The 21289-nt window shown below is 64.4% G+C and carries 20 protein-coding genes; 9 read left to right on the top strand and 11 right to left on the bottom strand.

Features of this window, described 5'->3' with window-relative positions:
* Positions 1-13: 13 nt before the first annotated feature.
* The 5 genes from HFRIS_RS03725 to HFRIS_RS03705 form a co-directional block, all read right to left on the bottom strand.
* Entirely contained in the window at positions 14-1759 is a 1746-nt protein-coding gene (locus HFRIS_RS03725) for an ABC transporter permease (protein ID WP_006461895.1), read from the bottom strand.
* 261 nt (positions 1760-2020) lie between these two features.
* On the bottom strand, positions 2021-3379 hold the full coding sequence (locus HFRIS_RS03720) for an MFS transporter (RefSeq protein ID WP_006461894.1): 1359 nt from the start codon (positions 3377-3379) through the stop codon (positions 2021-2023).
* Between the two features lie 61 nt (positions 3380-3440).
* Entirely contained in the window at positions 3441-3656 is a 216-nt protein-coding gene (locus HFRIS_RS03715; protein WP_006461893.1) for a DUF2783 domain-containing protein, read from the bottom strand.
* A 73-nt stretch (positions 3657-3729) separates the two neighbouring features.
* Complete coding sequence (locus HFRIS_RS03710; protein WP_006461892.1) at positions 3730-5538, bottom strand: FAD-dependent oxidoreductase; 1809 nt, start codon at positions 5536-5538, stop codon at positions 3730-3732.
* Between the two features lie 23 nt (positions 5539-5561).
* Positions 5562-6521: an MBL fold metallo-hydrolase gene (locus HFRIS_RS03705; protein WP_006461891.1), complete on the bottom strand. Its 960-nt coding sequence runs from the start codon at positions 6519-6521 to the stop codon at positions 5562-5564.
* Positions 6522-6887: 366 nt separating this feature from the next.
* On the opposite strand from HFRIS_RS03705, the gene HFRIS_RS03700 reads away from it, so the two are divergent.
* Complete coding sequence (locus HFRIS_RS03700) at positions 6888-7673, top strand: IclR family transcriptional regulator (RefSeq protein WP_006461890.1); 786 nt, start codon at positions 6888-6890, stop codon at positions 7671-7673.
* Positions 7670-8539, top strand: coding sequence for an IclR family transcriptional regulator (locus tag HFRIS_RS03695; protein WP_006461889.1), 870 nt, complete (start codon positions 7670-7672; stop codon positions 8537-8539). The genes HFRIS_RS03700 and HFRIS_RS03695 overlap by 4 nt, the downstream gene beginning before the upstream one ends.
* Before the next feature lie 12 nt (positions 8540-8551).
* On the opposite strand, the gene HFRIS_RS03690 is transcribed toward HFRIS_RS03695, so the two are convergent.
* A complete protein-coding gene (locus tag HFRIS_RS03690) occupies positions 8552-11479 on the bottom strand; it encodes a PAS domain-containing hybrid sensor histidine kinase/response regulator (RefSeq protein WP_006461888.1) in 2928 nt (975 codons plus the stop codon).
* A gap of 330 nt (positions 11480-11809) precedes the next feature.
* Between HFRIS_RS03690 and HFRIS_RS03685 the strand changes: the two genes are divergently transcribed.
* Positions 11810-13747 carry a putative bifunctional diguanylate cyclase/phosphodiesterase gene (locus HFRIS_RS03685; protein WP_039874218.1) on the top strand — a complete coding sequence of 646 codons (1938 nt, stop codon included), beginning with the start codon at positions 11810-11812 and terminating at the stop codon, positions 13745-13747.
* Positions 13748-13774: 27 nt separating this feature from the next.
* Here HFRIS_RS03685 and HFRIS_RS03680 read toward each other — a convergent pair whose 3' ends face one another.
* Both HFRIS_RS03680 and HFRIS_RS03675 read right to left on the bottom strand, forming a co-directional pair.
* Positions 13775-14143 (bottom strand): hypothetical protein, encoded by a 369-nt coding sequence (locus HFRIS_RS03680; protein WP_006461886.1) that lies wholly within the window; start codon positions 14141-14143, stop codon positions 13775-13777.
* 86 nt (positions 14144-14229) lie between these two features.
* Complete coding sequence (locus HFRIS_RS03675; RefSeq protein ID WP_006461885.1) at positions 14230-15126, bottom strand: manganese catalase family protein; 897 nt, start codon at positions 15124-15126, stop codon at positions 14230-14232.
* Between the two features lie 569 nt (positions 15127-15695).
* Between HFRIS_RS03675 and HFRIS_RS03670 the strand changes: the two genes are divergently transcribed.
* The 3 genes from HFRIS_RS03670 (at position 15696) to HFRIS_RS03660 (ending at position 17600) form a co-directional block, all read left to right on the top strand.
* Complete coding sequence (locus HFRIS_RS03670) at positions 15696-16505, top strand: ZIP family metal transporter (RefSeq protein WP_006461884.1); 810 nt, start codon at positions 15696-15698, stop codon at positions 16503-16505.
* Between the two features lie 11 nt (positions 16506-16516).
* Positions 16517-17080 (top strand): hypothetical protein, encoded by a 564-nt coding sequence (locus HFRIS_RS03665; RefSeq protein ID WP_006461883.1) that lies wholly within the window; start codon positions 16517-16519, stop codon positions 17078-17080.
* A gap of 166 nt (positions 17081-17246) precedes the next feature.
* On the top strand, positions 17247-17600 hold the full coding sequence (locus tag HFRIS_RS03660) for a DUF4399 domain-containing protein (RefSeq protein WP_006461882.1): 354 nt from the start codon (positions 17247-17249) through the stop codon (positions 17598-17600).
* A 116-nt stretch (positions 17601-17716) separates the two neighbouring features.
* On the opposite strand, the gene HFRIS_RS03655 is transcribed toward HFRIS_RS03660, so the two are convergent.
* Complete coding sequence (locus HFRIS_RS03655) at positions 17717-18208, bottom strand: YciE/YciF ferroxidase family protein (RefSeq protein ID WP_006461881.1); 492 nt, start codon at positions 18206-18208, stop codon at positions 17717-17719.
* Positions 18209-18404: 196 nt separating this feature from the next.
* Positions 18405-18611 (bottom strand): KGG domain-containing protein, encoded by a 207-nt coding sequence (locus HFRIS_RS03650; protein ID WP_006461880.1) that lies wholly within the window; start codon positions 18609-18611, stop codon positions 18405-18407.
* Between the two features lie 354 nt (positions 18612-18965).
* On the opposite strand from HFRIS_RS03650, the gene HFRIS_RS03645 reads away from it, so the two are divergent.
* Positions 18966-19196 carry a hypothetical protein gene (locus HFRIS_RS03645; RefSeq protein WP_006461879.1) on the top strand — a complete coding sequence of 77 codons (231 nt, stop codon included), beginning with the start codon at positions 18966-18968 and terminating at the stop codon, positions 19194-19196.
* 106 nt (positions 19197-19302) lie between these two features.
* Here the strand turns inward: HFRIS_RS03645 and HFRIS_RS03640 are convergent, their stop codons facing one another.
* Positions 19303-19524, bottom strand: a complete 222-nt coding sequence (locus HFRIS_RS03640; protein WP_006461878.1) for a hypothetical protein — start codon at positions 19522-19524, stop codon at positions 19303-19305.
* A 349-nt stretch (positions 19525-19873) separates the two neighbouring features.
* Here HFRIS_RS03640 and HFRIS_RS03635 point away from each other — a divergent pair, with 349 nt between their 5' ends.
* Positions 19874-20062: a hypothetical protein gene (locus tag HFRIS_RS03635; protein ID WP_006461877.1), complete on the top strand. Its 189-nt coding sequence runs from the start codon at positions 19874-19876 to the stop codon at positions 20060-20062.
* Between the two features lie 38 nt (positions 20063-20100).
* The gene (locus HFRIS_RS03630; RefSeq protein ID WP_006461876.1) at positions 20101-21261 is read left to right on the top strand and encodes a zinc-dependent alcohol dehydrogenase; all 1161 of its coding nucleotides are present in this window, start codon (positions 20101-20103) and stop codon (positions 21259-21261) included.
* Positions 21262-21289 lie beyond the last annotated feature (28 nt).

Here is a 21289-nt window from a genome sequence, read left to right as displayed (position 1 = left end):
GCTGGGCTCAGGATCAATCGAGGCGGAAACGGCGTTCGGCGAAGGCATACAGGCGACGCCAGACAAACTTGTTCATCAGTACCACGAACATCGACATCACACCGATGCTGGCGATGATGAGCGGCGTATCACCGGACTTGGTGACCGCCGAGATATAGGCGCCCAGGCCGTCGGCCTTGAGCGAGACATCGCCCCAGCTGGCCAGTTCGGCCACGATGGAGGCGTTCCAGGCGCCCCCGGCGGCGGTGCAGGCCCCGGTCACCCAGAACGGGAAGATGGCGGGCAGGATCAGGGTCTTCCACAGGTTCCAGCGCGACAGGCCGTACATGCGGGCGGCCTCCTTCAGGTCGTTGGGGATGGCCATGGCGCCGGCGATGACGTTGAAGAGGATGTACCACTGCGTGCCCATGGCGATCAGGAGGATGCTGCCCCAGTTCATGCTGACGTTGCCCGCCACGAACCAGCCCACCACCAGCGGGAAGGTCATGTTGACCGGGAAGGACGCACCGATCTGCGCCAGCGGCTGGGCGAAGCGGGCGATGTGCGGCTTGGAGCCGATCCAGACCCCCACCGGGGTCCAGATCAGGGTGGCGATCACGGTCATGGCCAGCACCCGCAGCATGGTCAGGAAACCCAGCCACACGATATGCCCGAACAGGCTCCAGCTCATCGCCCCGTGCAAGGCGTCGATGGCGGCCACCAGCCCGCGCAGGGCCTCGAAGATCAGCAGCGCGCAGATCAGGCCGCTCAGGATGCGATGGGTCCAGCGCCGGCGGGCAATGCGGGCCGGGGTGGGGGCGCCCGATGGCGCCGTCCGATGGCGTGCCAGCCAGTCGCCCAGCGGCTGCCACAGTTTTTCGTCGAGCCAGGTAAAGACATAGGAGCCGCGCAGCAGGTCGAAGACCCAGGACGTCGGCGCCGATCCCGATTCGGTCAGTTCGATCTTGAACTTGTCGGCCCAGGCCAGCAGCGGCCGCCATACCAGCTGGTCGCTGATGAGGATCAGTGCCAGCATGGCGATCACCGCCCATAGCGCCGCCGTGTGGTCGCCCTGGTCGATGGCCTGGGCCATGTAGGAACCCAGGCCGGGCAGCTTCAGGTCCTTGTTCATGACGCTGATGGCCTCGCTCTGCGCCACGAAGAACCAGCCGCCGCCGAAGGACATCATCGAGTTCCAGATCAGGCTGTGGGCCGAGGCCGGCAACTCCACGGTGCGAAAGCGCTGCCAGGCGGTGAGGCGGTAGGTGGTGGCGGCTTCCTGCATGTCGGTGGGGATGGTGACCATGGAATGGTAGAAGCCGAAGGCCATGTTCCATACCTGGCCGGTGAAGATGGCGAAGATGGCAGCGCACTCTACCCCCATCAGGCTGCCCGGGAACAGCGCCATGAACCCGGCCACTGTCGCCGAGAGGAAGCCCAGCACCGGCACCGACTGCAGGATGTCCAGCGCCGGCAGGATCAACGCCCGCGCCCGGCGGCTCTTGGCGGCCAGGTAACCGGTGCCGATGGCGAAGAACAGGGAAAAGGCGAAGGCGATCCACATGCGCAACAGGGTGCGGCCGGCGTAATAGGGGATCATGGCCGGCGAGCTGTCGACTTCCAGCTGGTCGGACGGGTCGAAATGCACCAGCATCCCCTTGCCAAAGTGCAAGGCGCTCCACAACAGCCCGAACAGCACCGCCAGCACCAGCGCATCGATCCAGCCGAAGCCAGGCTTGACTTCTTCATAGGCCGTCAATTGCGGCGAGGTGGTCTTCATTTTCATGGCGATGAGGTGCAATAGCGCTGCAAGGAGTGGTCGGGTTCGCGGATGCCAGTCGTGCGCGATCAGATTCGATCAAACGCCCCCAGGACGGGCGGCGCCACTTTAGCAAAGGAGTCTGACAGTTTCTTGACCAGCTTGCCCGCGATTGTGCAAATGCTCACATGCACAAACGACAACCGGCGCCGGAGATCAGCCCCGGCGCCGGTTCCTGCCATATCTTCCGATGACTTCCGTCAGGCGATATCGGCCTGCACCTCAAGCAGGCTCTGCGGCTGCCGGCTTTCTCGGAATCAGGCTCCACATCGTCAATCCGCTGAGCAACAGCAAGCCCGCCAGGATATAGAGGGCGATATCCATGTTGCCGGTGCGGGTCTTGACCAGGCCGATCAGCCAGGGGCTGACGATGCCGCTGGTGATGCCCACGCTGGAGATGAAGGCAATGCCCGGGGCGATGGCTTGCGCCGGCAACAGGCCCGGTGGCAGCGACCAGAAGATCGGCAGGGCCGCGAAGATCAGGACCGCCGCCAGCGACAGCAGCGCCAGCGAGACCGCCAGGCTGGACGGATGCAGTGTCAGCGCCACCAGTGCCAGCGCGCCACCAGTGGTGCAGACCAGGAAGTGGCCGTGCCGCTCGTTGCGCCGGTCCGAGTGGCGCGCGATCAACAGCAGGCCGACCGCGCCGATGGCATTGGGGATCACGCTGTAGAGCGAGACCTGCACCACATCCTTGATGCCGAAGTCGCGGATCATCAGCGGCATCCAGAAGTTCAGCGTCAGCGAGCCGCAGGTCAGGGCGAAGTAGATGAAGGCGAACAGGTAGGTCGGCGGGTGCGCCAGCGCCTGCCGCAATGCCAGCAGCGAATGGGCGCTGACGTGCTGGCTGCGATGCACTTCCTGGCTGTGCCGGGCCAGCAGGAAGCGGCGTTCTTCCACACTGAGCCAGGCCGCCTGCGCCGGGCCGTCGGCCAGCCAGAAGATGGCCAGCAGGCCTAGTACCACCGCCGGGGCGCCCTCGATTGCAAACATCCACTGCCAGCCATACAGGCCCATGACGCCGGCCATGTCGCGCATGATCCAGCCCGAGACCAGCCCGCCCAGGACCCCGGCCACCGCCACCCCGGCAAAGAAGATCGCCATCACTGCCGCGCGTCGCCGCGCCGGGAACCAGTAGCTCAGGTACAGCACGATGCCCGGGAAGAAGCCAGCCTCGAACACCCCCAGCAGGAAGCGCAGCGCATAGAAGTGGCTGGCATCGGTGACCGCCATCATGCCCACCGAGGCCAGCCCCCACAGGATCATGATGCGGCTGAAGGTGCGCCGTGCGCCGAAGCGCGCCAGCGCCATGTTGCTGGGGACTTCGCACAGCACATAGCCGACGTAGAACACGGCCGCGCCCAGGCCATACATGGCGTCGCTGAAGCCCAGGTCCTGCTTCATCTGCAATTGCGCGAAGCCGATGTTGATGCGGTCCAGGAAGGAAACGACATAGCAGATGAACAGGAAGGGAATGATGCGTAGCCAGACCTTGCGGTAGACGGCGTCTTCGGTGCTGCCGCCGAGGTCGTCAGCGGGCTGGGCGGCCAGCGTGCCGGCGCCCTGGGATGGGTGGATCATGGTTGTCTCCGTTGTCAGGCGCCTGTGCCGGCGCTCTTGGGGATGTGGAAGGGGTGAGTGCTCAGGCTGCCGCGACGGTGGCCGGGGTCACGCTGGCGCGGGCGCGCTGCATGGCTTCCAGCAGGACGTCGTGGCCGCCGATGTGATTGCACAACAGCAGGATCAGGCGGGCATTGACGGCCTGGCTGGCGTCGTCATCCAGGTCGCGGTGCATGGCGATCAGGGCTTCATAGAAATCGTCCGGTCGCGCCAGGTTGGGTGAGGTATTCAGGATCATGGTGTTCTCCTTGGTCGATGTAGGCTCGGGGTTTGGGATCAAAGGTCTCGGGGGGATCGGGGGTTGTGGACTCTCAGGCGGCATCCTTGACGGCGATGGCATCGCCGCTGCCGGCATGGCCGGTCGCCCGCCACAGGGCCTGCAGGATGGCGAGCACATCGATGTCACGCCAGCGCGCGCAGACATGCTGGTCGGGGCGGATCAGGTAGCAGCCGGGTGCGTCGGCATGCGCGGGCATGTCGTAGCGCCGGGCGGCCAGACCTTCGATGTCGTGGACCTGGGTGGCCGCCGCGCCCATGCCTTCAAGGATCTGGCAATCCGATAGCGTGGCCGGTGTTGCGCTGACGAACAACAAGCGCAGCGGCAGTCGGGCCTGCGTCATGCCGGCCAGTTCCTGCAACTGTGAAGGCGCCAGGCTGGCAGCAGGGGCGAAGATCATCAACACGAAGCTGTCGCCCAGATGCCGCAACAGCCAGTCGCGGCCGTCGGTGTTGTCGGTGCCACTGGTTCCATTGGTTCCATTGGTGCCACCCAGCGGCGCATCACAGCAGGCTGCCCCGGGCTGCATGCCGGCGCTGAAGGATGCGTGGTCACCGGTGTTGAGCGGCGAGGCGTGCAGCGTGGCCGGCAGCGACAGCCGGCCGCTGTTGACCAGCCTGCGCGCAAAGCCGTGTTCCCGCGCCAGGTCCAGCACGGCGTCTCGGAAGCACCGGCTCACACCGCTCTTGGGTGTGATGAAATCGGTGGAGCGGGTGGAGTTGAGCAGGTTTTCATCGGCCGCGAATTCGCGTTCGTCGGCATAGCTGTCCAGCAGGCTTTCCGGCGCCTGGCCCTGCAGCACGCAGGCCAGCTTCCAGGCCAGGTTCTCGGCATCCTGGATGCCGCTGTTGGCACCACGCGCACCGAAGGGCGAGACGCAATGCGCGGCGTCTCCGACGAACAGCACGCGGCCATGGCGAAAGCGCGCCATGCGCACGCAGGCAAAGGTATAGACGCTCACCCATTCCAGCGAGAACTGCACCTCCGGCCCCAGCAGGGCACGCACCCGGGGAATCACCTTTTCCGGCGTCTTCTCCAGCACCGGATCGGCATCCCAGCCGAGCTGGAAGTCGATACGCCAGACCTCATCCGGCTGGCGGTGCAGCAATACCGACTGGTTGGGATGGAAAGGGGGATCGAACCAGAACCAGCGTTCGGCCGGGAAGGGCGCGTCCATCCGGACGTCGGCGATCAGGAAGCGGTCGCGGAAGGTGTGGCCTACGCTCTCCAGGCCCATCATCCTGCGCAATGGGCTGCGTGCGCCATCGGCGGCCACCACGTAGCGCGCCTTGAGGCGGTAGCTGCCCTCGGGGCTGTCCACGGTCAGCGTTTCGTGGTCGGCATGGTGTTCGATGGCGCTGACCTTGCTGCTCCAGCGGATGTCGATGTCGGGCAGGGCTTGTGCCTGTTCCAGCAGATAGCCCTCGACGTAATACTGCTGCAGGTTGATGAAGGCCGGGCGGGCGTGGCCGCGTTCGGGCAGCAGGTCGAACTCATAGACCGGCTGGTCGCGCAGGAAGACCTTGCCGCGATTCCAGCCTACGCCCTTGTCCACCATGCGCTGGCCGCAGCCCAGGCGGTCGAAGATATCCAGCGTGCGCTGGGCGAAGCAGATCGCCCTTGAACCGGTGGAGAGCGTATTGTCGTCGTCCACCAGCACCACCTTGATGCCCTGGCGAGCCAGATCGATTGCGGTGACCAGGCCGACCGGGCCGGCTCCCACGACCACCACCGGATGGATAGTCGCAGGGCCGGGCCGGGTCTGTTCGGCGCAGGGTTGATAGGGGAAGCGTTGTTGCTGGTAGTCGATGGCCGCAGTGTCGAGGCTAGGGGTATTGTTCATGTCGGTCTCCTCTCTCCCTTTGCTCAGGCCTGCAGCGCCGTCCACATCTCCTTGTCGCGCGCAGCGGTCCAGATGCGCGGGTGATGGATGCCGGAGGCTTCGTCATAGGCCCGCGTGACATCGAAGGGCAGGCAGTGTTCGTAGATGAAGACCTGGGCGAACTTGGGGTCCATCAGCGTGCGGGCATGGGCCATGGCTTCCTTCAGGCCCATCTTCGCGGCCACTGCCTCGCGCCCGGCGCGCAGCAGGGTGGAGACGAAGTCGCGGGTATAGGCGATGCCCTGCTCGACCTGTTCACGCCCGCGCAGTGCGGGGCCGCGTCCCGGCACCAGTGCCTCGACCTGCAGCGCCGAGAGGGCATCGAGGGTGGCCGGCCATTGTTCCAGCTGGGCGTCGCCGCAATAGCAGGCGGCGTCGTATTCCACCAGGTCGCCCGAGAACAACACCTTCTGCCCGGGAATCCAGACCACCGTATCGCCCTTGGTATGGCCCGCGCCCAGGTGGGCGATCTTCACTTCCAGCTTGCCCATGAAGAGGGTCATCTCGCGTTCGAACACCATGGTCGGCCAGGTCAGGCCGGGTACCGTCTCCACCCCGGCGAACAGGCGCGGGAAGCGTTCGATCTCGGACTTCATGTCGGCCTCGCCGCGTTCGGAGATCATTTCGAAGGTGCCGCGGCTGGCGATGACCTGCTCGCAACCTTCCTTCAGATAGGCCGACGCGCCCAGCACCCGCACCGCGTGGTAGTGCGACAGCACCACGTACTTGATGGGCAGGTCGGTGATGCTGCGGATGCGCGCGATCAGGTCCTGCGCCATGGCCGGCGTGGCGGTGGTGTCGATGACCATGACGCTGTCGTCGCCGATGATGACGCCGGAGTTGGGATCGCCCTCGGCGGTGTACGCGTAGGCGTTTTCCGAGATGCGTTCAAAGGTGATTTTCTTGGCGTCAAGATCCGCCTGGGATGCAAATGCCTTGGCCATGTCTGCCTCGTTCAAATAGGTGGGACGTACATGGACATGGCTTGCGCCATCAGGGGATGTCTCCGTCCACGCCGTCATGGGTCAATGGGGGTCAAACGTTCTTGTTGTTGCCTGGAGTTAGCAGGTTGATGGCATCTTAGTCAGCAGAATATGATTAGTCAATGTCAAAGCTACTTGTTATGCACTAATGCCAGTTTTGTTTGCTCGCCGACATCCCGCGTTCTTGCCATGGCGACATGGATTAGAATCCCGACCTGGCGCAGTGTGGCGTGGGCGCTGATGTCCGGTCCGAACTGGGCTTGCCTGCCGCTGTGCCCTTGTGCATTTTCAGTGTTCGATTTTCTCCATGACCCAACGGAATCCCCGATGAGTGCAACCTCCGTCAAGCCCCAGCGCGGCATCCAGAGCGTGGAAGTGGCCGGTCGGCTGTTGCAGGCCCTGGCGCAGACCCGCCAGCCCATGCCGCTGGTCGAACTGGCGAGCGCGGCTGCGCTGTCCTCGGCACAAGCCCACACCTACCTGGTCAGCCTGTTGCGGCTCGGCTTGATCAAGCGCACCCCGGCAGATGGTCGTTACGAGGCTGGCCCGCTGGCGCTGCGTCTGGGCATGGCGCGCCTGGCCCAGGAGCCGGCCTACCAGCTGGCCTTGCCGCAGGTGCAGCAACTGAGCGAAGACACCGGCCTGAGCGTGGCGCTCACCCTGCCTACGCCGGAAGGCCCGACCATCGTCCATTACGCCCATGCCGGCAAGCCGCTGCACGTGAACCTGCATGTGGGGACCGTGATGGCGCTGGCCGATACCGCCACCGGCCGCACCTGCTGCGCCTTCCGGCCGGTGACCGCATGGCAGGCGCAATGGGAGGCCCAGCATCCCGGCGCGCCCAGGTCGCAATTGAAGCAATTCCTTGAAACGCTGGATGCCATCCGCAAGCGCGGCATGGAACGCGCCGTCGATGTCCCCAGTCCGGGCGTGACCAGCCTGTGCATGCCCTTGCTGGATGCGGCCGGCCAATTGCAGCTGCTGGTGACCGTGATCGGCACAAGCGGCGTCATCGATGCCGGCTGGCGCGGTGCCGTGGCGCGTCAGTTGCGCATCTGCATCGAGGCCATCGGTCACACGCTGGCCGGTGCCGGCGGGGAGTGCACCGCATGACGCGCCTGCACGACATGCCCGATGAAGCCGATGAAGCCGATGACGGCGCCAAAGCGCAGGCGCAGCGCGGCATCCAGTCGCTGGACAGCACCGGCGCCCTGCTGGAAGCCCTGCTGGAAGCGGCCCGTCCGCTGCCACTGGGCGACCTGGCGCGACTGGCCGGCATGCCGGCGGCCAAGGCCTTCCCGCATCTGGTGAGCCTGCAGAAGATCGGCCTGCTGGCGCGTGATGCCCAGGGCAATTTCTTCCCCGGGCCATTGAGTCTGGAACTGGGACTGGCGGCCCTGCAGCGACTCTCACCGTTGCGCGAGGCCGAGGCCGAAGTGGCGCCGCTGGTCGAGGCGACCGGCCTGTCGGTGGCGCTGGCGGTATTCGGCCCGCTGGGGCCGACCGTGGTGCGGCTGGAAGAATCCTCGCGCCCGCAGCACGTCAGCCTGCGTATCGGTACCGTGCTGTCGATGGTGCATACCGCCATCGGCCGCGTCTGCGCAGCCCATCAGCCGGCCGACACGCTGGCCGGCGCGCTGGCGATGGATGCGATCCGCATGGAAGGCGCGCAGGCCGACACCGTCCTCCATGGCGACGGCGCACTGCGTCATGACTACGCGGGGCGCCTGCGCCAGATCCGGGCGGATGGCATGGACCAGGCACTGGGGCGCCCGGTGCCGGGCATCAATACACTGGCCGCACCGGTCTTCAACCATGCCGGCCAACTGGCGCTGGTGATGGCGGTGATGGGCAGCAGCGGCAGCTACGATACGGACTTTGCAGGCGAGGTGGGACAACTGCTGGCGGCCTCGGCGCGCCGGGTGTCGTGGCGCCTGGGTGCGATCGACACCGGAGCAGGGGCGGTGGCCGGCCGTTGAAGCCGGCAGCTTTCAGGAGCTGGTGCTGCGGTTTTCCAGGATGGCCTCGACCCGTCGTGCCAGCGTTTCCAGCTTGAACGGCTTGGTCAGCAACTGCATGCCCGGCTGCAGATGGCCGTTGCCGAAGGCCGCATTTTCCGCATAACCGGTGATGAACAGCACCTGCAGGCCAGGGCGTGCCGCCCGCGCCGCATCGGCCACCTGGCGACCGTTGAGACCGCCCGGCAAGCCGACGTCGGTGATCAGCAGGTCAATGCGGGCCGATGACTGCAGGATACGCAGTGCCGCCGGACCATCCTCGGCCTGCAGCGTGGCATAGCCGGCGTCATTGAGGACTTCGGCCGTGAGCATGCGGATCGAGGCCTCGTCATCCACCACCAGCACCACCTCGCCACTGCCTGCGGCCTGGGGCGCCTCGCTGGTCTCAGGCTCTTCGCCCTCGGCTTCCAGATCATGGCGCGGCAGGTAGAGCGAGACCGTGCTGCCCTGGCCCACTTCCGAGTACAGACGTACCTGCCCGCCCGACTGGCGCGCAAAGCCATACACCATCGACAGTCCCAGGCCGGTACCCTCGCCGATGGGTTTGGTGGTGAAGAAGGGATCGAAAGCCCGCGCCAGCACATCCGGCGGCATGCCGGTTCCGGTGTCGGTCACGGCGATGCAGACATACTGGCCCGGCGGCAGGTCACGTTCCTGCGCCCATTTGTCCTCCAGCCACTTGTTGGCAGTCTCGATGGTCAGGCGCCCACCGGCGGGCATGGCGTCGCGTGCGTTGATGCACAGGTTCAGCAGCGCGCTTTCCAGTTGAGGACCATCGACGAAGGTCGGCCACAGGCCGACTGCGCCGACCACTTCCAGCGTGATGGCCGGGCCGATGGTGCGGCGGATCAGGTCTTCCATCCCCGCCACCAGGGTATTGACGTTGGTGGGCCGTGGCGCCAGCGTCTGCCGGCGCGCGAACGCCAGCAAGCGTTGCGTCAGCGAAGCGGCGCGTTGTGCGCTGCGCGCCGCCAGGTCGATGTAGCGGAACAATTCATCACCGCGCCCCTGCACCAGGCGCACGCGCATCAGGTCCAGGCTGCCGGTGATGCCACCTAGCAGGTTGTTGAAATCGTGGGCCAGGCCGCCGGTGAGCTGCCCGATGGCCTCGATCTTCTGCGAGTGGCGCAGCGCCTCTTCGGTCGCCATCAGTTCCTGGGTGCGGGCGCTGACCTGGGCTTCCAGCGATTCATTGATTTCGCGCAGGCGTGCCTCGCTGGCCGCCAGGGCTTGCTGGTTGTGGATGCGTTCGAAGGCGGCGCGGGTCTGCTGGCTGACTTCGCGCACGATGGCCAGTTCGTTGTCGGTCCAGGTGCGCGGCGCATGACTGCTGACGTAGACGATGCCCACCAGCTCGCCCTGTTCGATGATGGGAACATCCATGAAGGCCGCCACCCCCAGCGCCAGGTGCTGCTGCGCGATGGCGGCGGTGCGCGCGTCGCGGGCGACGTCACCCACCAGCACCACGCTGCCGCTGCGCAGGGCGCGGCTGATGCGCTGCTGGTCATGCAGGGCCAGTGCCTCGCAATTGTCGGCACTTCCCTGGAAGCACCAGTCGCCTTCGACCTGGGCTTGCTGTTGCGGCCCCAGCGATCGGTAGCTGACCCAGCGGGCGCTGAGCGTCTCGCCGATGATGTGGGCGGCAGCCGTAGCGATGGCCGACGGTGATTCGGCAGCGCGGATCGCTTCGGCCAGACGGAACAGCGCATGCTGGCGGGCTTCGCTGTTCTTGCGGTCGGTGACGTCGCGGGTGGTGCCGGCCACGGCCTCGACTTCGCCATCCGGACCCAGTACGGGGAAGATGATGTAGTCGTAGATGCGGCGTCCGAAGGTGCCGTTGAAGGGCACATCCCCGCGCACCGGGCGCTTGGTGGCGCGCACCTGCTCGATCTCGCGGCTGTGCATCTCGGCATGCCAGGGCTCGTAGCCCAGCTCCAGGCAGGTCTTGCCGATGGCCTCGTCCCAGCTCTTGCCCCACATCTGCAACAGCACCCGGTTGGCGTAGGTGAAGCGGTGATTCAGGTCCCAGGCATAGGCCAGGTCGGGCGTGGTGGACAGGAAGCTTTCGTAGAAGCGCCGACGTCGTTCGGAATCATCGGTCAGACGCGCCAGTTCGGCCACCGCTTCCTTCTGCGCGTGGATATCGGTGGAGGTGCCATACCAGTGCAGGATGGTCGTGCCATCAGCGGCCAGCTGCGGCTTGCCGCGTGTGAGGAACCAGCGATACTGGCCCTGCGCATTGCCGATGCGGTGTTCCACCGACAGTTCGCAGCAGGTATGACGGGCGTGCTGCCAGGCCTGCGCGGTCAGTACGCGATCATCGGGATGGACGTGGCGTGCCACCAGCGCATCGAAGCTGCCCAGGCTGTCCTCGGCCGCCGTGTCGCCGACATGGGCGTGCCACTGGTCATTGACGAATTCCAGATCGCCCAGGGCATTGGTGATCCATACGATCTGCGGGATGGCGCTGGTCATCAGCTGGAAGCGGGTCTCGCTCTCATGCAGGCGGCGCTCGGATTGTTGCTGCTGTTGCTGCTGTTGCTGGCGGGCACCGGCACGCAGGCTCACTGACAGGCCCTGCGTGTCGGCACTGCAGATCACTTCGTAGGATTGCGCCTGGCCCGGTGGGGTGAACAGGAATTGCCGACTCTGGCCATCGGCCAGGCTAGCGCGCAATGGTGCTTCCAGTGCGCTGCCCACCAGCGCCGGGCAGACCTGCCAGATCAACTGCCCCGTCACCGTCCCTGCCGGCAGCCCCAGCAATGTCATGGCGGCTTCGTCGATGAAGACCACCCGCCACTGCGCGTCGACCGCCAGAAACGCCGCCGGCACGGCGGCCGACGGTACCGGCGATCGGGCAATGGGCGTCTGTGGAGCGGCATGGGAGGGGAGCATGGACATGGCACACCTTGATTTCTGGTTACGCCAGATTGTAGATGAGCCTTTGGCCGGACGATGTAGGACAACCCCGCAACTTGCAGCTCGACGCTGGTGCCGGGATAACTTGCGCTGCTGCATGGATGACGGCACCAGGACGCGGCAACAGGCTTTCCTGCGGGTATTGTTGTAAGCCGGAAAGCCGCACGGTATCAGGCATTTCCTGATCTTGGCGGTGGCCGGTCGCGGCTATAATAGCTGACCGAATGACAACATAACGATGGCCGCCATCCCGCTACCCACCCCGCCCGATGCGCGGGCTGCAGCGCACGGTGACACGGCACGGGGTACAGGATGGCTCCCTCCGCATTGATGAGCATGGTGCGCCGCTATTGGCGCGTGAACTACGATCAGCCGGAACTGCTGATCGCGCAGTACCGGGCCTTCTCCGGGAAGATGCCCATGATGTACCTGATCCTGCTGATCAACAGCTGGGCGCTGGCCTATACCTATCTGGATCTGGCACCGCACTGGCTGGGGCTTTATTTCCCGGCCCTGCTGACGGTGCTGTGCGCCACCCGGCTGAGCTTCTGGTGGCGTGGCCGCCACGTCGACCCGACACCGGGCATGGCCGCCCGGGCGCTCAAACGTACCAATTTCCTGGCGGCTCCCATCGCCCTGGGCTTTTCCTTGTGGTCGGTGATGCTGTTCCCCTACGGCGACAGCTATGCCCAGGCACATGTGGCGTTCTACATGGGCATCACTGTCATCTGCTGCATCTTCTGTCTGATGTATCTGCGTTCGGCGGCGCTGTCGGTGGCCCTGATCGTCAACGGCATCTTCACCGTCTTTTTCATCTCCACCCATGTGCCCGTGTTCGTGGCGGCGGCCCTCAACGTGGTGCTGGTGACCATAGGCATGCTGGCCATCGTCAACAGCCACCACAGCGACTTCACCCGCCTCATCGATGCCCAGGTCAAGACCGCATTGCTGAGCGACGAAAACCTGCGCCTGGCCAATCTGGATTCACTCACCGACATCCCCAACCGCCGCAAGTTCTTCTCCCAGCTGGACCACATCTGTAGCCGCGCCACCGCCTCCGGCCAGCGTTTCGCGGTGGTCATCCTGGACCTCGACGGCTTCAAGGCGGTCAACGATCTGTACGGCCATACCCATGGTGACCAGTTGTTGAGGGAGGTGGGGCAACGCCTCTGGGCGCTGTGCCAGGACGAGCGTTTCCACCTGGCGCGCCTGGGCGGCGACGAATTCGCCGTCATCATCGATGACGACCTCGGCGACGCCGCCCTGCAGGCCTTCGGCACGCGCATCTGCGCCGCCTTGCGCCGGCCTTTCATGCTCTACAAGGCCACCGTGCAGATTGCAGCCTCGGTAGGCGTGGCCACCTTTCCGGACATGGCGGTCGATGCCACCTCCCTCTACGAGCATGCGGACTACGCGCTCTACCAGGGCAAGCGCGAGCGACGCGGCACCATCACGCTGTTCTCCGAGCGCGACAAGGCACAGATCCAGCGCAACGCCAATATCGAACAGGCCTTGCGGCTGGCTGATTTCGAGCGCGAGCTGTCGGTGTTCTTCCAACCCATCGTACGCCTGGATGATTGCCAGCCCATCGGCTTCGAAGCCCTTGCACGCTGGCACAGCGCCACCAAGGGTGCCGTTGCGCCGATCGAATTCATTCCCGCTGCCGAGCGCATGGGCATCATCAACCAGCTGAGCGTGATTCTGCTGAAGAAGGCATTGCAGGCGGCTGCATCGTGGCCGCCGTCGCTGCGCCTGTCGTTCAACCTCTCGGCCAACGACATCAACACCAGCGAGGGGATGGCCGAGGTCGTCAAGGTCATCACCAGTTCAGGCTTCAGCCCCTCGCGCCTGGACCTGGAAATCACCGAGACCGCCGTGCTGCAGGACCTGGAGAAATCGCGCCAGCTGGTCTCAGCCCTGCGCGAGCTCGGCTGTGGCATCACCCTGGATGATTTCGGTACCGGCTATGCCAGCCTCAGTCACCTGCATGCCCTGCCGCTGACCCGCATCAAGATCGACAAGAGCTTCGTGGCCGATATCGAACACAACGAAGTCAGCTACAAGATCGTCAAGTCCTTGCTGGCGCTGACCCACGACATGGAGCTGGCCTGCGTGGTGGAGGGGGTGGAAACCCCGCAGCATCTGCAACGCCTGCGCGAACTGGGTGCCACGCACGGCCAGGGCTACCTGTTCGCCATGCCGCTGGCCAGCGATCAGGTCCAGGCCTGGCTGCAGACGCAGGCGACCTAGTCGCCTGCCAGGGCAACCTCACTGCAATCAGTGCAGGGCATCGAAGTCCATGCCGCTGGCGCGATAGACTTCACGCAAGGCATTGAGCAGATGCGGGTCCTCGGTGGTCACCAGCAGCAGCGCTTCGCAGGACCAGAACACTTCCTGCCGGCCGGCACCCACATTGGGATCATCCCGGTTGCTGAGCATGTCCATCCAGCTGCTATCGAAGTGGACATCAGTCTCCTTGTACTCAAGGATGAAGTTGCCGCTGGAGGGCCCCGCCTCATCATCCATCACCCGCAGCTCCATCTGTTGCGGCGTCACGCCCCGATCACGCAGGGCATCGTAGGCGCGCTGCGCCATCGTCAGGCTGGGGAAGGGAAAGACTGCCACGGTCGGCTGTTCACTGGTCATCGAATATCCTCTTTGCAGACGAAACTGCCTCGCAGCCGGCAGCGGGCCGGTGCGAGGCAGATCATCATGAAGTAGAAAGTCAGTCCTCAGGGACGCTTGGCCTTCAGGTCAGCATCGGCAGAACCGATTTCAGCGCCGGTCAGCGGCTCGCCATCCTGCGCGGACGCGGTACGCGCCGCCAGTTGATCCAGCACGGCCTGATCGTCGGCGCTCAGTTCCACGCTCGCCTGACCGTCGCCACCGTCGACCGGCGTGAGAGCGTCGGCGCCATCGAGTCGCTCCCACTGCTCGCCATCGTTCCACGGTCCGGTCTGTTCACCCAAGCCCTGCGAAAGATTGACGTAGACCTTGGAGAAACGCGGATCGCCAGGCAGCTTTCCGGGCGGGAAGTTTGGGCGGATGGAATAGAGCGCCTTTTCAAAGGATTTCTGGTGCGCGATTTCACGCGTCATCAGGAAACCCAGCGCTTCCTTCACGCCCGGATCGTCGGTCAGATTGATGAGCCGTTCATAGACGATCTTGGCGCGTGCTTCGGCCGCGATGTTGGAACGCAGGTCGGCCGTAGGTTCGCCGATGGTATCCACGTAAGCCGAAGTCCACGGTACCCCGGCCGAATTGACCAGCGGCGCGCCCGCGCCATACAACACCTGGGTGATGTGGCTGTCATTGCCAGCCCCGGTGATCTCCTTGTAGAGCGTCCCTTCTTCTTCCACGCCTTCGGCCAGCTTGCCCTTGGCACCCTTGTTGAGCATCACCACGATGTTGCCGATCACTTCGAGGTGGCTCAGTTCTTCGGTGGCGATGTCGAAGAGCATGTCTTTGCGGCCGGGATCATCCTCGGCGATGGCCTGGGTGAAGTAGCGGCAGGCAGCGGCGAGTTCGCCTTGCGGGCCGCCGAACTGTTCCAGCATCAGGTTGGCCAGCCCGGGATTGGGGCCGGCAACGCGTACGGTGTATTGCAGTCGTTTGTTGTGGGCAAACATGGTGAGGGTCTCCTTGGCGGTTTCAGGGTCGAAGCGAGGGTTGAAAACAAAGCACACAGACTTGATCGGTCAATCGCATTTAGCGATAGACAGAGCCTTGATCCTAAGTCGCGGGTGCTCAGCCATACCATCGGCGATAGCGGAAAACATGCGGTGATCGGTCACGCCGACCGGTGTCGGACATCCTTAGCGCAACAGCAGACCCCAGGCTGATCAGCCAGAATTTTCAGGCTGACGTCGGACGAGCACAGCGCCCCGATTCAGTGTTCGTCCGATGGGGAGGATCGCGCGCAACCGATAGACTTGCCTGATCGTGACGCACTGCCGATGTCGCGTCACCTCCTGATCACCGTAATCACGCTGATCACCATGACCTCAGGCGGTCAGCTCATCCCGCCGCAGGACCGGCATCCCCGCATTATGGAAACAGAAGGACATGCATGCTCAAGAAAGTGGAGTATTCCCTGACCCCCGCGCCTGATCCTCAGGCAGCGCTGCAGTCAGAGTCGCCTGCGTCATGCGACCTGCCCGCGCAGCCACAACCCATGCGCCTGAGCTGGCCGTTGGTTATGGTGGGCGTCATCGTGGTGGCCGGTGCCCTGGGCTGGTGGAGCGCACGGGATGAGCGCGTCTGGCTTGCGTATTGCGGTGGCATGGCTGCCGCCGCTGCAACCGCTGCCGGCACCTTGCCGCTGCTTTTCTCGCGCCGCTTTTCTGCCCGTGTGGCGGACTGCTGCACCGGATTCGGTGCCGGTGTCATGCTGGCAGCGTCGGTGTTTTCGCTGATCCTGCCCGCCATGCAAGCGCTGGAGCAGGGTGGGGTGGGCAAGTCCACCGGCAGCCTGGTGATCGGTGCCAGCGTGTTGGCCGGCGCCGTGCTGGTGCTGGCACTGCAACGAGCCGGGCAGGGACATGACGAGTTGGCGCGGCAGGCGGCGCTGCGCCGGGTGTGGCTGTTCGTGCTCACCGTCGGGCTGCACAACCTGCCGGAAGGTCTGGCGGTTGGCGTGGCCTACGGTGGTGTCGCGCCGGAGCAGGCGTCAGTGCTGACCTTCGGCATTGCACTACAGGATATTCCGGAGGGCATGATCGTCGCGACCGCCCTGCGCGGCATTGGTTATTCCCGCGCCGACGCCATCGGTTGCGGGATCCTCTCGGGGCTGGTGGAACCGCTCGCGGCGGTCGCCGGCGCGGCGGTGGTGGCCTGGTCTTCGGTAATGCTGCCCTGGGCGTTGGGCGGCGCGGCAGGGGCCATGCTGTTCGTACTGGCGCACGAGGTGATTCCCGATCCGCATCGACGTCATGATGCCTTGCCGGCGACCTGCTGCCTGCTCGTCGGTTTCGTGCTGATGATGGTGATGGACACAGCGCTTTCGTGAACAGGCCAGCCATGAACGCTTCCCGGAATCCTGCCGATGCCAGACTGCCCCCGCTGCTCCCGCTGCCGCAGGATGCGCAGACCTTGACCTACGTCGAACTCTGGAACGGCGCCGACCTCCTGATCAGGAAAGCCGGTGAAGAGGTCGCCGGCTCGCGCTGGGTGTTCCTCTCGGCGCTGGTGATGTTGTCCTTCTGCCTGGAGGCCTATCTCGACTACGCCGGTTCGCTGCTCTTCGGGGCGGCCTGGCGCGAGGGGGACGCGCCGCATGCAGGGCAGGACGTCAAGCGCAGGTTGGCATTGGTCTGCGCGGCCTGTGGCGTTCAGCTAGAAGCCCGCCATACCTATCGCACGGTGGCGATGACCTTGCTGGAACTGCGCGCCAGCCTTACACAGGCCACCCAGATGCGCCTGCCGCAATCGCAGCCGGCCAGAAGGGAGGCGCCGCCCGACCCGGCATGGGCGCCGTATTGCCGTCGCAATGTGGTGCTCGACTATCGTGCGCAACTGCGCATCCTGCTCGGAAAGCTGCACGCCGGTTTGCCGGCGGCCGAGCGCGGGCCGCTCTCGCTGTGAGCTGTGCAGTACGGCTACGGTGAGCAACGGCTCGTCCCGAACTCGACAATTTCAACTCATCAAGGAGTCCGCTATGTTCCTATCTGTACGTAAATCTCCGCACCACAAAGGCCGGTTCTTCACTGCTCCCTGCCTGGCCCTTCTCCTGTTTTCGCTCGGGGGCGAGATGGCCCACGCCGATGAACCTACCCTCAGCATTCTCGAACCCAAGAGCGGTCAGACGGTGACCAGTCCTTTCCGCGTCCGCCTGGCAGCCCACTCGATGACCACCCGTCCGGCCGGCAAGCTGGTCGAGGGTACCGGTCATCACCACATCCTGATCAACCATTCGCCCATCGGCAAGGGCGAGACCATCCCGCATGACGACACCCATCTGCATCTGGACCAGGGGCAGAGCGAAACCATGCTCACCCTCCCGCCCGGCAAATACAAGCTCACCGCTCAGTTCGCCGATGGAGAAGACCATTCCTACGGTCACATGATGGCCCATGGAATCAACATCACCGTCAAGGCACCCTGATCTGGGCGCACAGAAAAAACAGGTCGCTCCCTTTCGGAAGCGACCTGTTGAATCGGCTCGGAAGGCGGTCCGCGCTCCGGGCCGGCGGTGACCCCGGCGGACGCCTTATGGGGTGATCACGCGGCCAGCTTCTCGTTGACCTGCTGCAGCGCGAGCTTGCTGAGCTTCTGGTCGGTCGCCTTTTCTTCCTGCAGGGTTTCGTCGAGCAACTTGGCGGCCTCGTCCAGCCCGAGTTGCTTGGCCAGGGCGCACAAGGTCCCATAGGTGGCAATCTCGTAATGCTCCACTTTTTGCGCAGCGCCGATCAGAGCGGCGTCGAGCACTGCTCCTTTTTCGATTTCATCGATCTGCTCGCGACCTTCTTCCACCAGCCCTTCCATGGCCACGCACTTCACGCGCTTGAGCCGCAATTCGCTGTTTTCCATTAGCCTGTCGATACGTTCGATCTGTCCCTGAGTCTCTTCCAGATGTTGTTCGAAGGCCTGGCGCAGCTCGGGCGTAGTAGCTGCCCGGGCCAGCCGGGGGAGCGCGCGGGTCAATTGCTTTTCCGCGCTATAGACGTCGGAGAGGCTGTGGATGAAGAGGTCTTTCAAGGTCTTGACGGTCATGCTGGTCTCCTGGTTGAAGGTAGGGGGAAAGCGAGCATTGTGTGACCCCGGCGGGAAGGCAAGGCAAGACAGCAAGGCAGCAAGGCAGGAGAGCGGGCCCGAGGAAGGCCCGCTGCCTATGCTGCTGGTACTGCCCTGGCGGTACTGGCGAGCACAGCCGCAGTCGTATGACTCCCGGGAGTCGCTACGACTAACACTAACGGTTGTTGCTCTGGTTGCCGCCGCTGTGGCTGTTCTGACCACCCTTGCGGCCCGCTTCGCGTGCTTCATCGGAACTGAATTCGTGCGCGGTTCCCTTTTCATGGGCAGCCTTGCCGCCCTGGCTGGCGATCTCGCGCTGCTTGCTTTCATCCATCGAAGCGAAGCCACGGTTGCTGGTCGATCCTTGGTTCTGATTTGCCATGATGTATCTCCTTGTGATGATGAGGGGGATGAATCGCAGGGCTTTGTTTCCCTACGAGTCCTCATCTTAGGCCGAGGGCTTGATCGGTGATATCGGCGTACCGGACGACGAGAGGTCGGTATGGACTGTCAGTAATGCCAGCGGGATTGAAGAAGAGCAGATGCCCGGCCGTAGCGCCAATGGGCCGCAGTAGGAAGCCGCCAAGGCGGCGCGATCCACTATGGATGAGCATTGGCTTGGACCTTCGTGGAACAAACTGCCGGACGGCAAACTCCATTGCCTGTCCAGTCAGGGGAAACCTGCACGGACGACAAGCAAGCGCAAGCAAGTACAAGCAAGTAACAGGAACACGAAATGAAGAAAAGACAGGCACTGATCGAAAGCGTGAATCGGCTCAAGGCCTCGCACGAGCAGGCGGCGGGCATCCTCCAGTGCATCGTGCATGATGCGGTAAGGATGAGCAAAGGCGGGGATGAGCTCCCCGACCGGAAGGATTTTCGCCGTTACCGGCGGGCGATCAAGGACCTCAAGCTGCAGTGCCTGCAGGTGGAAATGGTGCTGGCGGAATTTGATCGGGACGACTGAGCACCATCCCGGCCCGCCCTGTCAGCGCTGTAATGCCTGTAATGCGGGCTCCGCCGCTCGCAGCGCGACGCCACGGTGGCCTGGACTCATCGGCTGACTTGCCAGATTACAGTTGCGGGCTGTTTTCCCGCATGTCCTGGTCGGAATAGTTGCCGCCCTCCGGTTTGTTTTTGGAGCCGTATTTGTCGCTGTCCCCCGGCACGTGGCGCTCGCCACCGTCGAGCATGTCGCGCTCGTTGGTCCCGGTGGGGGGATTGCCTTTCTGTTCCAGATCCTTGGGGCCAGAGGTGTCGGCCGGATGGTGGTGCTTGTTCAGGGCGTCGGTCATGATGCGTCTCCTTTTCCTTTGCGGATGTCGGTGCAGGCCGGCTGCGCTGCCTGCTTTAGCTGCTTTGAGGAATATTGATCCTAGCCGAGCCACGCCGCGGCGTATGTCGGCGCACGCCGCGATTACGTGCATCTTCACGCCGACAGGCGCGACGGAATCATCGAAGGTGCTGCTCCCGCAGCCGACTCATCAAGCCCGGCTGACATGTCCGACGGCAGCCACCCACATGCCTTGGCGGGACTCGCTGATGGTCCGGTCCGAGTGGCATGGCCTAGTCTGGTTTCCAGTCCGGCAGACCATTAGTCGAGATAGCAGGGACCATCCCCCCATCACTCTTGAGGAGAACGCCATGGCCATCGAATCGAAATTGCCCACCCGCGCCAACCCCAGCCCCGCCCAATCCAGTGACCAGGCCACTGCGCAGCCGGCGCGTGGCGATCACATCGAGAATCGCGAGACCAGCACCGACAACGCCAACAAGGAAATCGCCAAGCCCGAGTTCGACATCGTGCAGGACGACGCCCGCGCTCCGCGCTGAGCCCGTTCCAGACCAGCCCACCAGAACAAGGAGATTCCATGCGCGCATTGCTTTATCACGCGGCCCACGACGTACGAGTGGAGACGGTCGCCGACCCCATCATCCAGGAAGCTGATGACATCATCCTCAAGGTCACTGCCACCGCCATCTGCGGCTCCGACCTGCACCTCTATCGCGGCAAGATACCGGCCATGAAGTCCGGCGACATCCTCGGCCATGAATTCATGGGCGTGGTGGTGGAAGCGGGGCCGGCCGTACAGCGACTCAAGAAGGGCGACCGCGTGGTGGTGCCCTTCGTGATCGCCTGCGGACAATGTTTTTTCTGCGACCAGCATCTCTACGCCGCGTGCGAGACCACCAACCCCGACCGTGGCGCCATCATGAATGCCAAGGGCATACGCCCGGGAGCTGCCCTGTTCGGCTACAGCCATCTGTATGGCGGCATGCCGGGCGGACAGGCGGAATACGTGCGGGTACCGAAGGCCGATGTCGGCCCGATCCGCATCGACTCCGCCCTGGCCGATGAGCAGGTGCTATTCCTGAGCGATATCCTGCCCACCGGTTATCAGGCGGTGAAGAATGCCGGCGTGCGCGAGGGCAGCAGCGTGGCCATCTACGGCGCCGGCCCGGTCGGCCAGATGGCTGCCGCGTGTGCGCGCATGCTGGGGGCGGAAAAGATTTTCATGGTGGACCATCATGACTATCGTCTGCGCTTCGCGGTGGAGCAGTACGACGTCATTCCGGTGAATTTCGATCATGTCGATCCAGGCGAATACATCATCGCCAATACCGCCGGGCGCGGCGTCGACGGGGTGATCGACGCGGTCGGTTTCGAGGCCAAGGGCAGTGTACTGGAGACGGCGTTGACCACCCTCAAGCTGGAAGGCAGCAGCGGTCAGGCCCTGCGCCACTGCATCGCTTCGGTACGACGGGGCGGGACGCTGAGCGTGCCTGGCGTCTACGCCGGGTTCATCCATGGCTTCCTGTTCGGCGACATCTTCGAGAAAGGCGTCACCGTCAAGACCGGCCAGACCCACGTACAACATTACATGCCGGAATTGCTCAACAGCATCGAGGATGGCTGGCTGCGCCCGGAAGCGCTGATCACCCATCGTCTCCCGCTGGAACAGGCGGCCGAGGGCTACCGTATCTTCAATGAAAAGCGCGAGGAATGCCGCAAGGTGGTGCTGGTGGCCTGAACGCCGGGTGGACGCGCGCATGGGGCGC

This window comes from Herbaspirillum frisingense GSF30 (genome assembly GCF_000300975.2).
Taxonomy (GTDB): domain Bacteria; phylum Pseudomonadota; class Gammaproteobacteria; order Burkholderiales; family Burkholderiaceae_D; genus Herbaspirillum; species Herbaspirillum frisingense.
The sequence above is the reverse complement of the archived record's forward strand: the minus strand, read 5'-3'. Positions and strand labels throughout refer to the sequence as shown.

Excerpts from the sequence above, each read along its gene's own strand:
- HFRIS_RS03685 (WP_039874218.1), top strand. The coding sequence starts at position 11,810 with ATGGCTCCCTCCGCATTGATGAGCATGGTGCGCCGCTATTGGCGCGTG.
- HFRIS_RS03710 (WP_006461892.1), bottom strand. The coding sequence starts at position 5,538 with ATGAACAATACCCCTAGCCTCGACACTGCGGCCATCGACTACCAGCAA.
- HFRIS_RS03705 (WP_006461891.1), bottom strand. The coding sequence starts at position 6,521 with ATGGCCAAGGCATTTGCATCCCAGGCGGATCTTGACGCCAAGAAAATC.
- HFRIS_RS03645 (WP_006461879.1), top strand. The coding sequence starts at position 18,966 with ATGAAGAAAAGACAGGCACTGATCGAAAGCGTGAATCGGCTCAAGGCC.
- HFRIS_RS03720 (WP_006461894.1), bottom strand. The coding sequence starts at position 3,379 with ATGATCCACCCATCCCAGGGCGCCGGCACGCTGGCCGCCCAGCCCGCT.
- HFRIS_RS03680 (WP_006461886.1), bottom strand. The coding sequence starts at position 14,143 with ATGACCAGTGAACAGCCGACCGTGGCAGTCTTTCCCTTCCCCAGCCTG.
- HFRIS_RS03690 (WP_006461888.1), bottom strand. The coding sequence starts at position 11,479 with ATGTCCATGCTCCCCTCCCATGCCGCTCCACAGACGCCCATTGCCCGA.
- HFRIS_RS03715 (WP_006461893.1), bottom strand. The coding sequence starts at position 3,656 with ATGATCCTGAATACCTCACCCAACCTGGCGCGACCGGACGATTTCTAT.
- HFRIS_RS03665 (WP_006461883.1), top strand. The coding sequence starts at position 16,517 with ATGAACGCTTCCCGGAATCCTGCCGATGCCAGACTGCCCCCGCTGCTC.
- HFRIS_RS03660 (WP_006461882.1), top strand. The coding sequence starts at position 17,247 with ATGGCCCACGCCGATGAACCTACCCTCAGCATTCTCGAACCCAAGAGC.
- HFRIS_RS03700 (WP_006461890.1), top strand. The coding sequence starts at position 6,888 with ATGAGTGCAACCTCCGTCAAGCCCCAGCGCGGCATCCAGAGCGTGGAA.
- HFRIS_RS03640 (WP_006461878.1), bottom strand. The coding sequence starts at position 19,524 with ATGACCGACGCCCTGAACAAGCACCACCATCCGGCCGACACCTCTGGC.
- HFRIS_RS03695 (WP_006461889.1), top strand. The coding sequence starts at position 7,670 with ATGACGCGCCTGCACGACATGCCCGATGAAGCCGATGAAGCCGATGAC.
- HFRIS_RS03675 (WP_006461885.1), bottom strand. The coding sequence starts at position 15,126 with ATGTTTGCCCACAACAAACGACTGCAATACACCGTACGCGTTGCCGGC.
- HFRIS_RS03635 (WP_006461877.1), top strand. The coding sequence starts at position 19,874 with ATGGCCATCGAATCGAAATTGCCCACCCGCGCCAACCCCAGCCCCGCC.
- HFRIS_RS03655 (WP_006461881.1), bottom strand. The coding sequence starts at position 18,208 with ATGACCGTCAAGACCTTGAAAGACCTCTTCATCCACAGCCTCTCCGAC.
- HFRIS_RS03725 (WP_006461895.1), bottom strand. The coding sequence starts at position 1,759 with ATGAAGACCACCTCGCCGCAATTGACGGCCTATGAAGAAGTCAAGCCT.
- HFRIS_RS03670 (WP_006461884.1), top strand. The coding sequence starts at position 15,696 with ATGGTGGGCGTCATCGTGGTGGCCGGTGCCCTGGGCTGGTGGAGCGCA.
- HFRIS_RS03630 (WP_006461876.1), top strand. The coding sequence starts at position 20,101 with ATGCGCGCATTGCTTTATCACGCGGCCCACGACGTACGAGTGGAGACG.
- HFRIS_RS03650 (WP_006461880.1), bottom strand. The coding sequence starts at position 18,611 with ATGGCAAATCAGAACCAAGGATCGACCAGCAACCGTGGCTTCGCTTCG.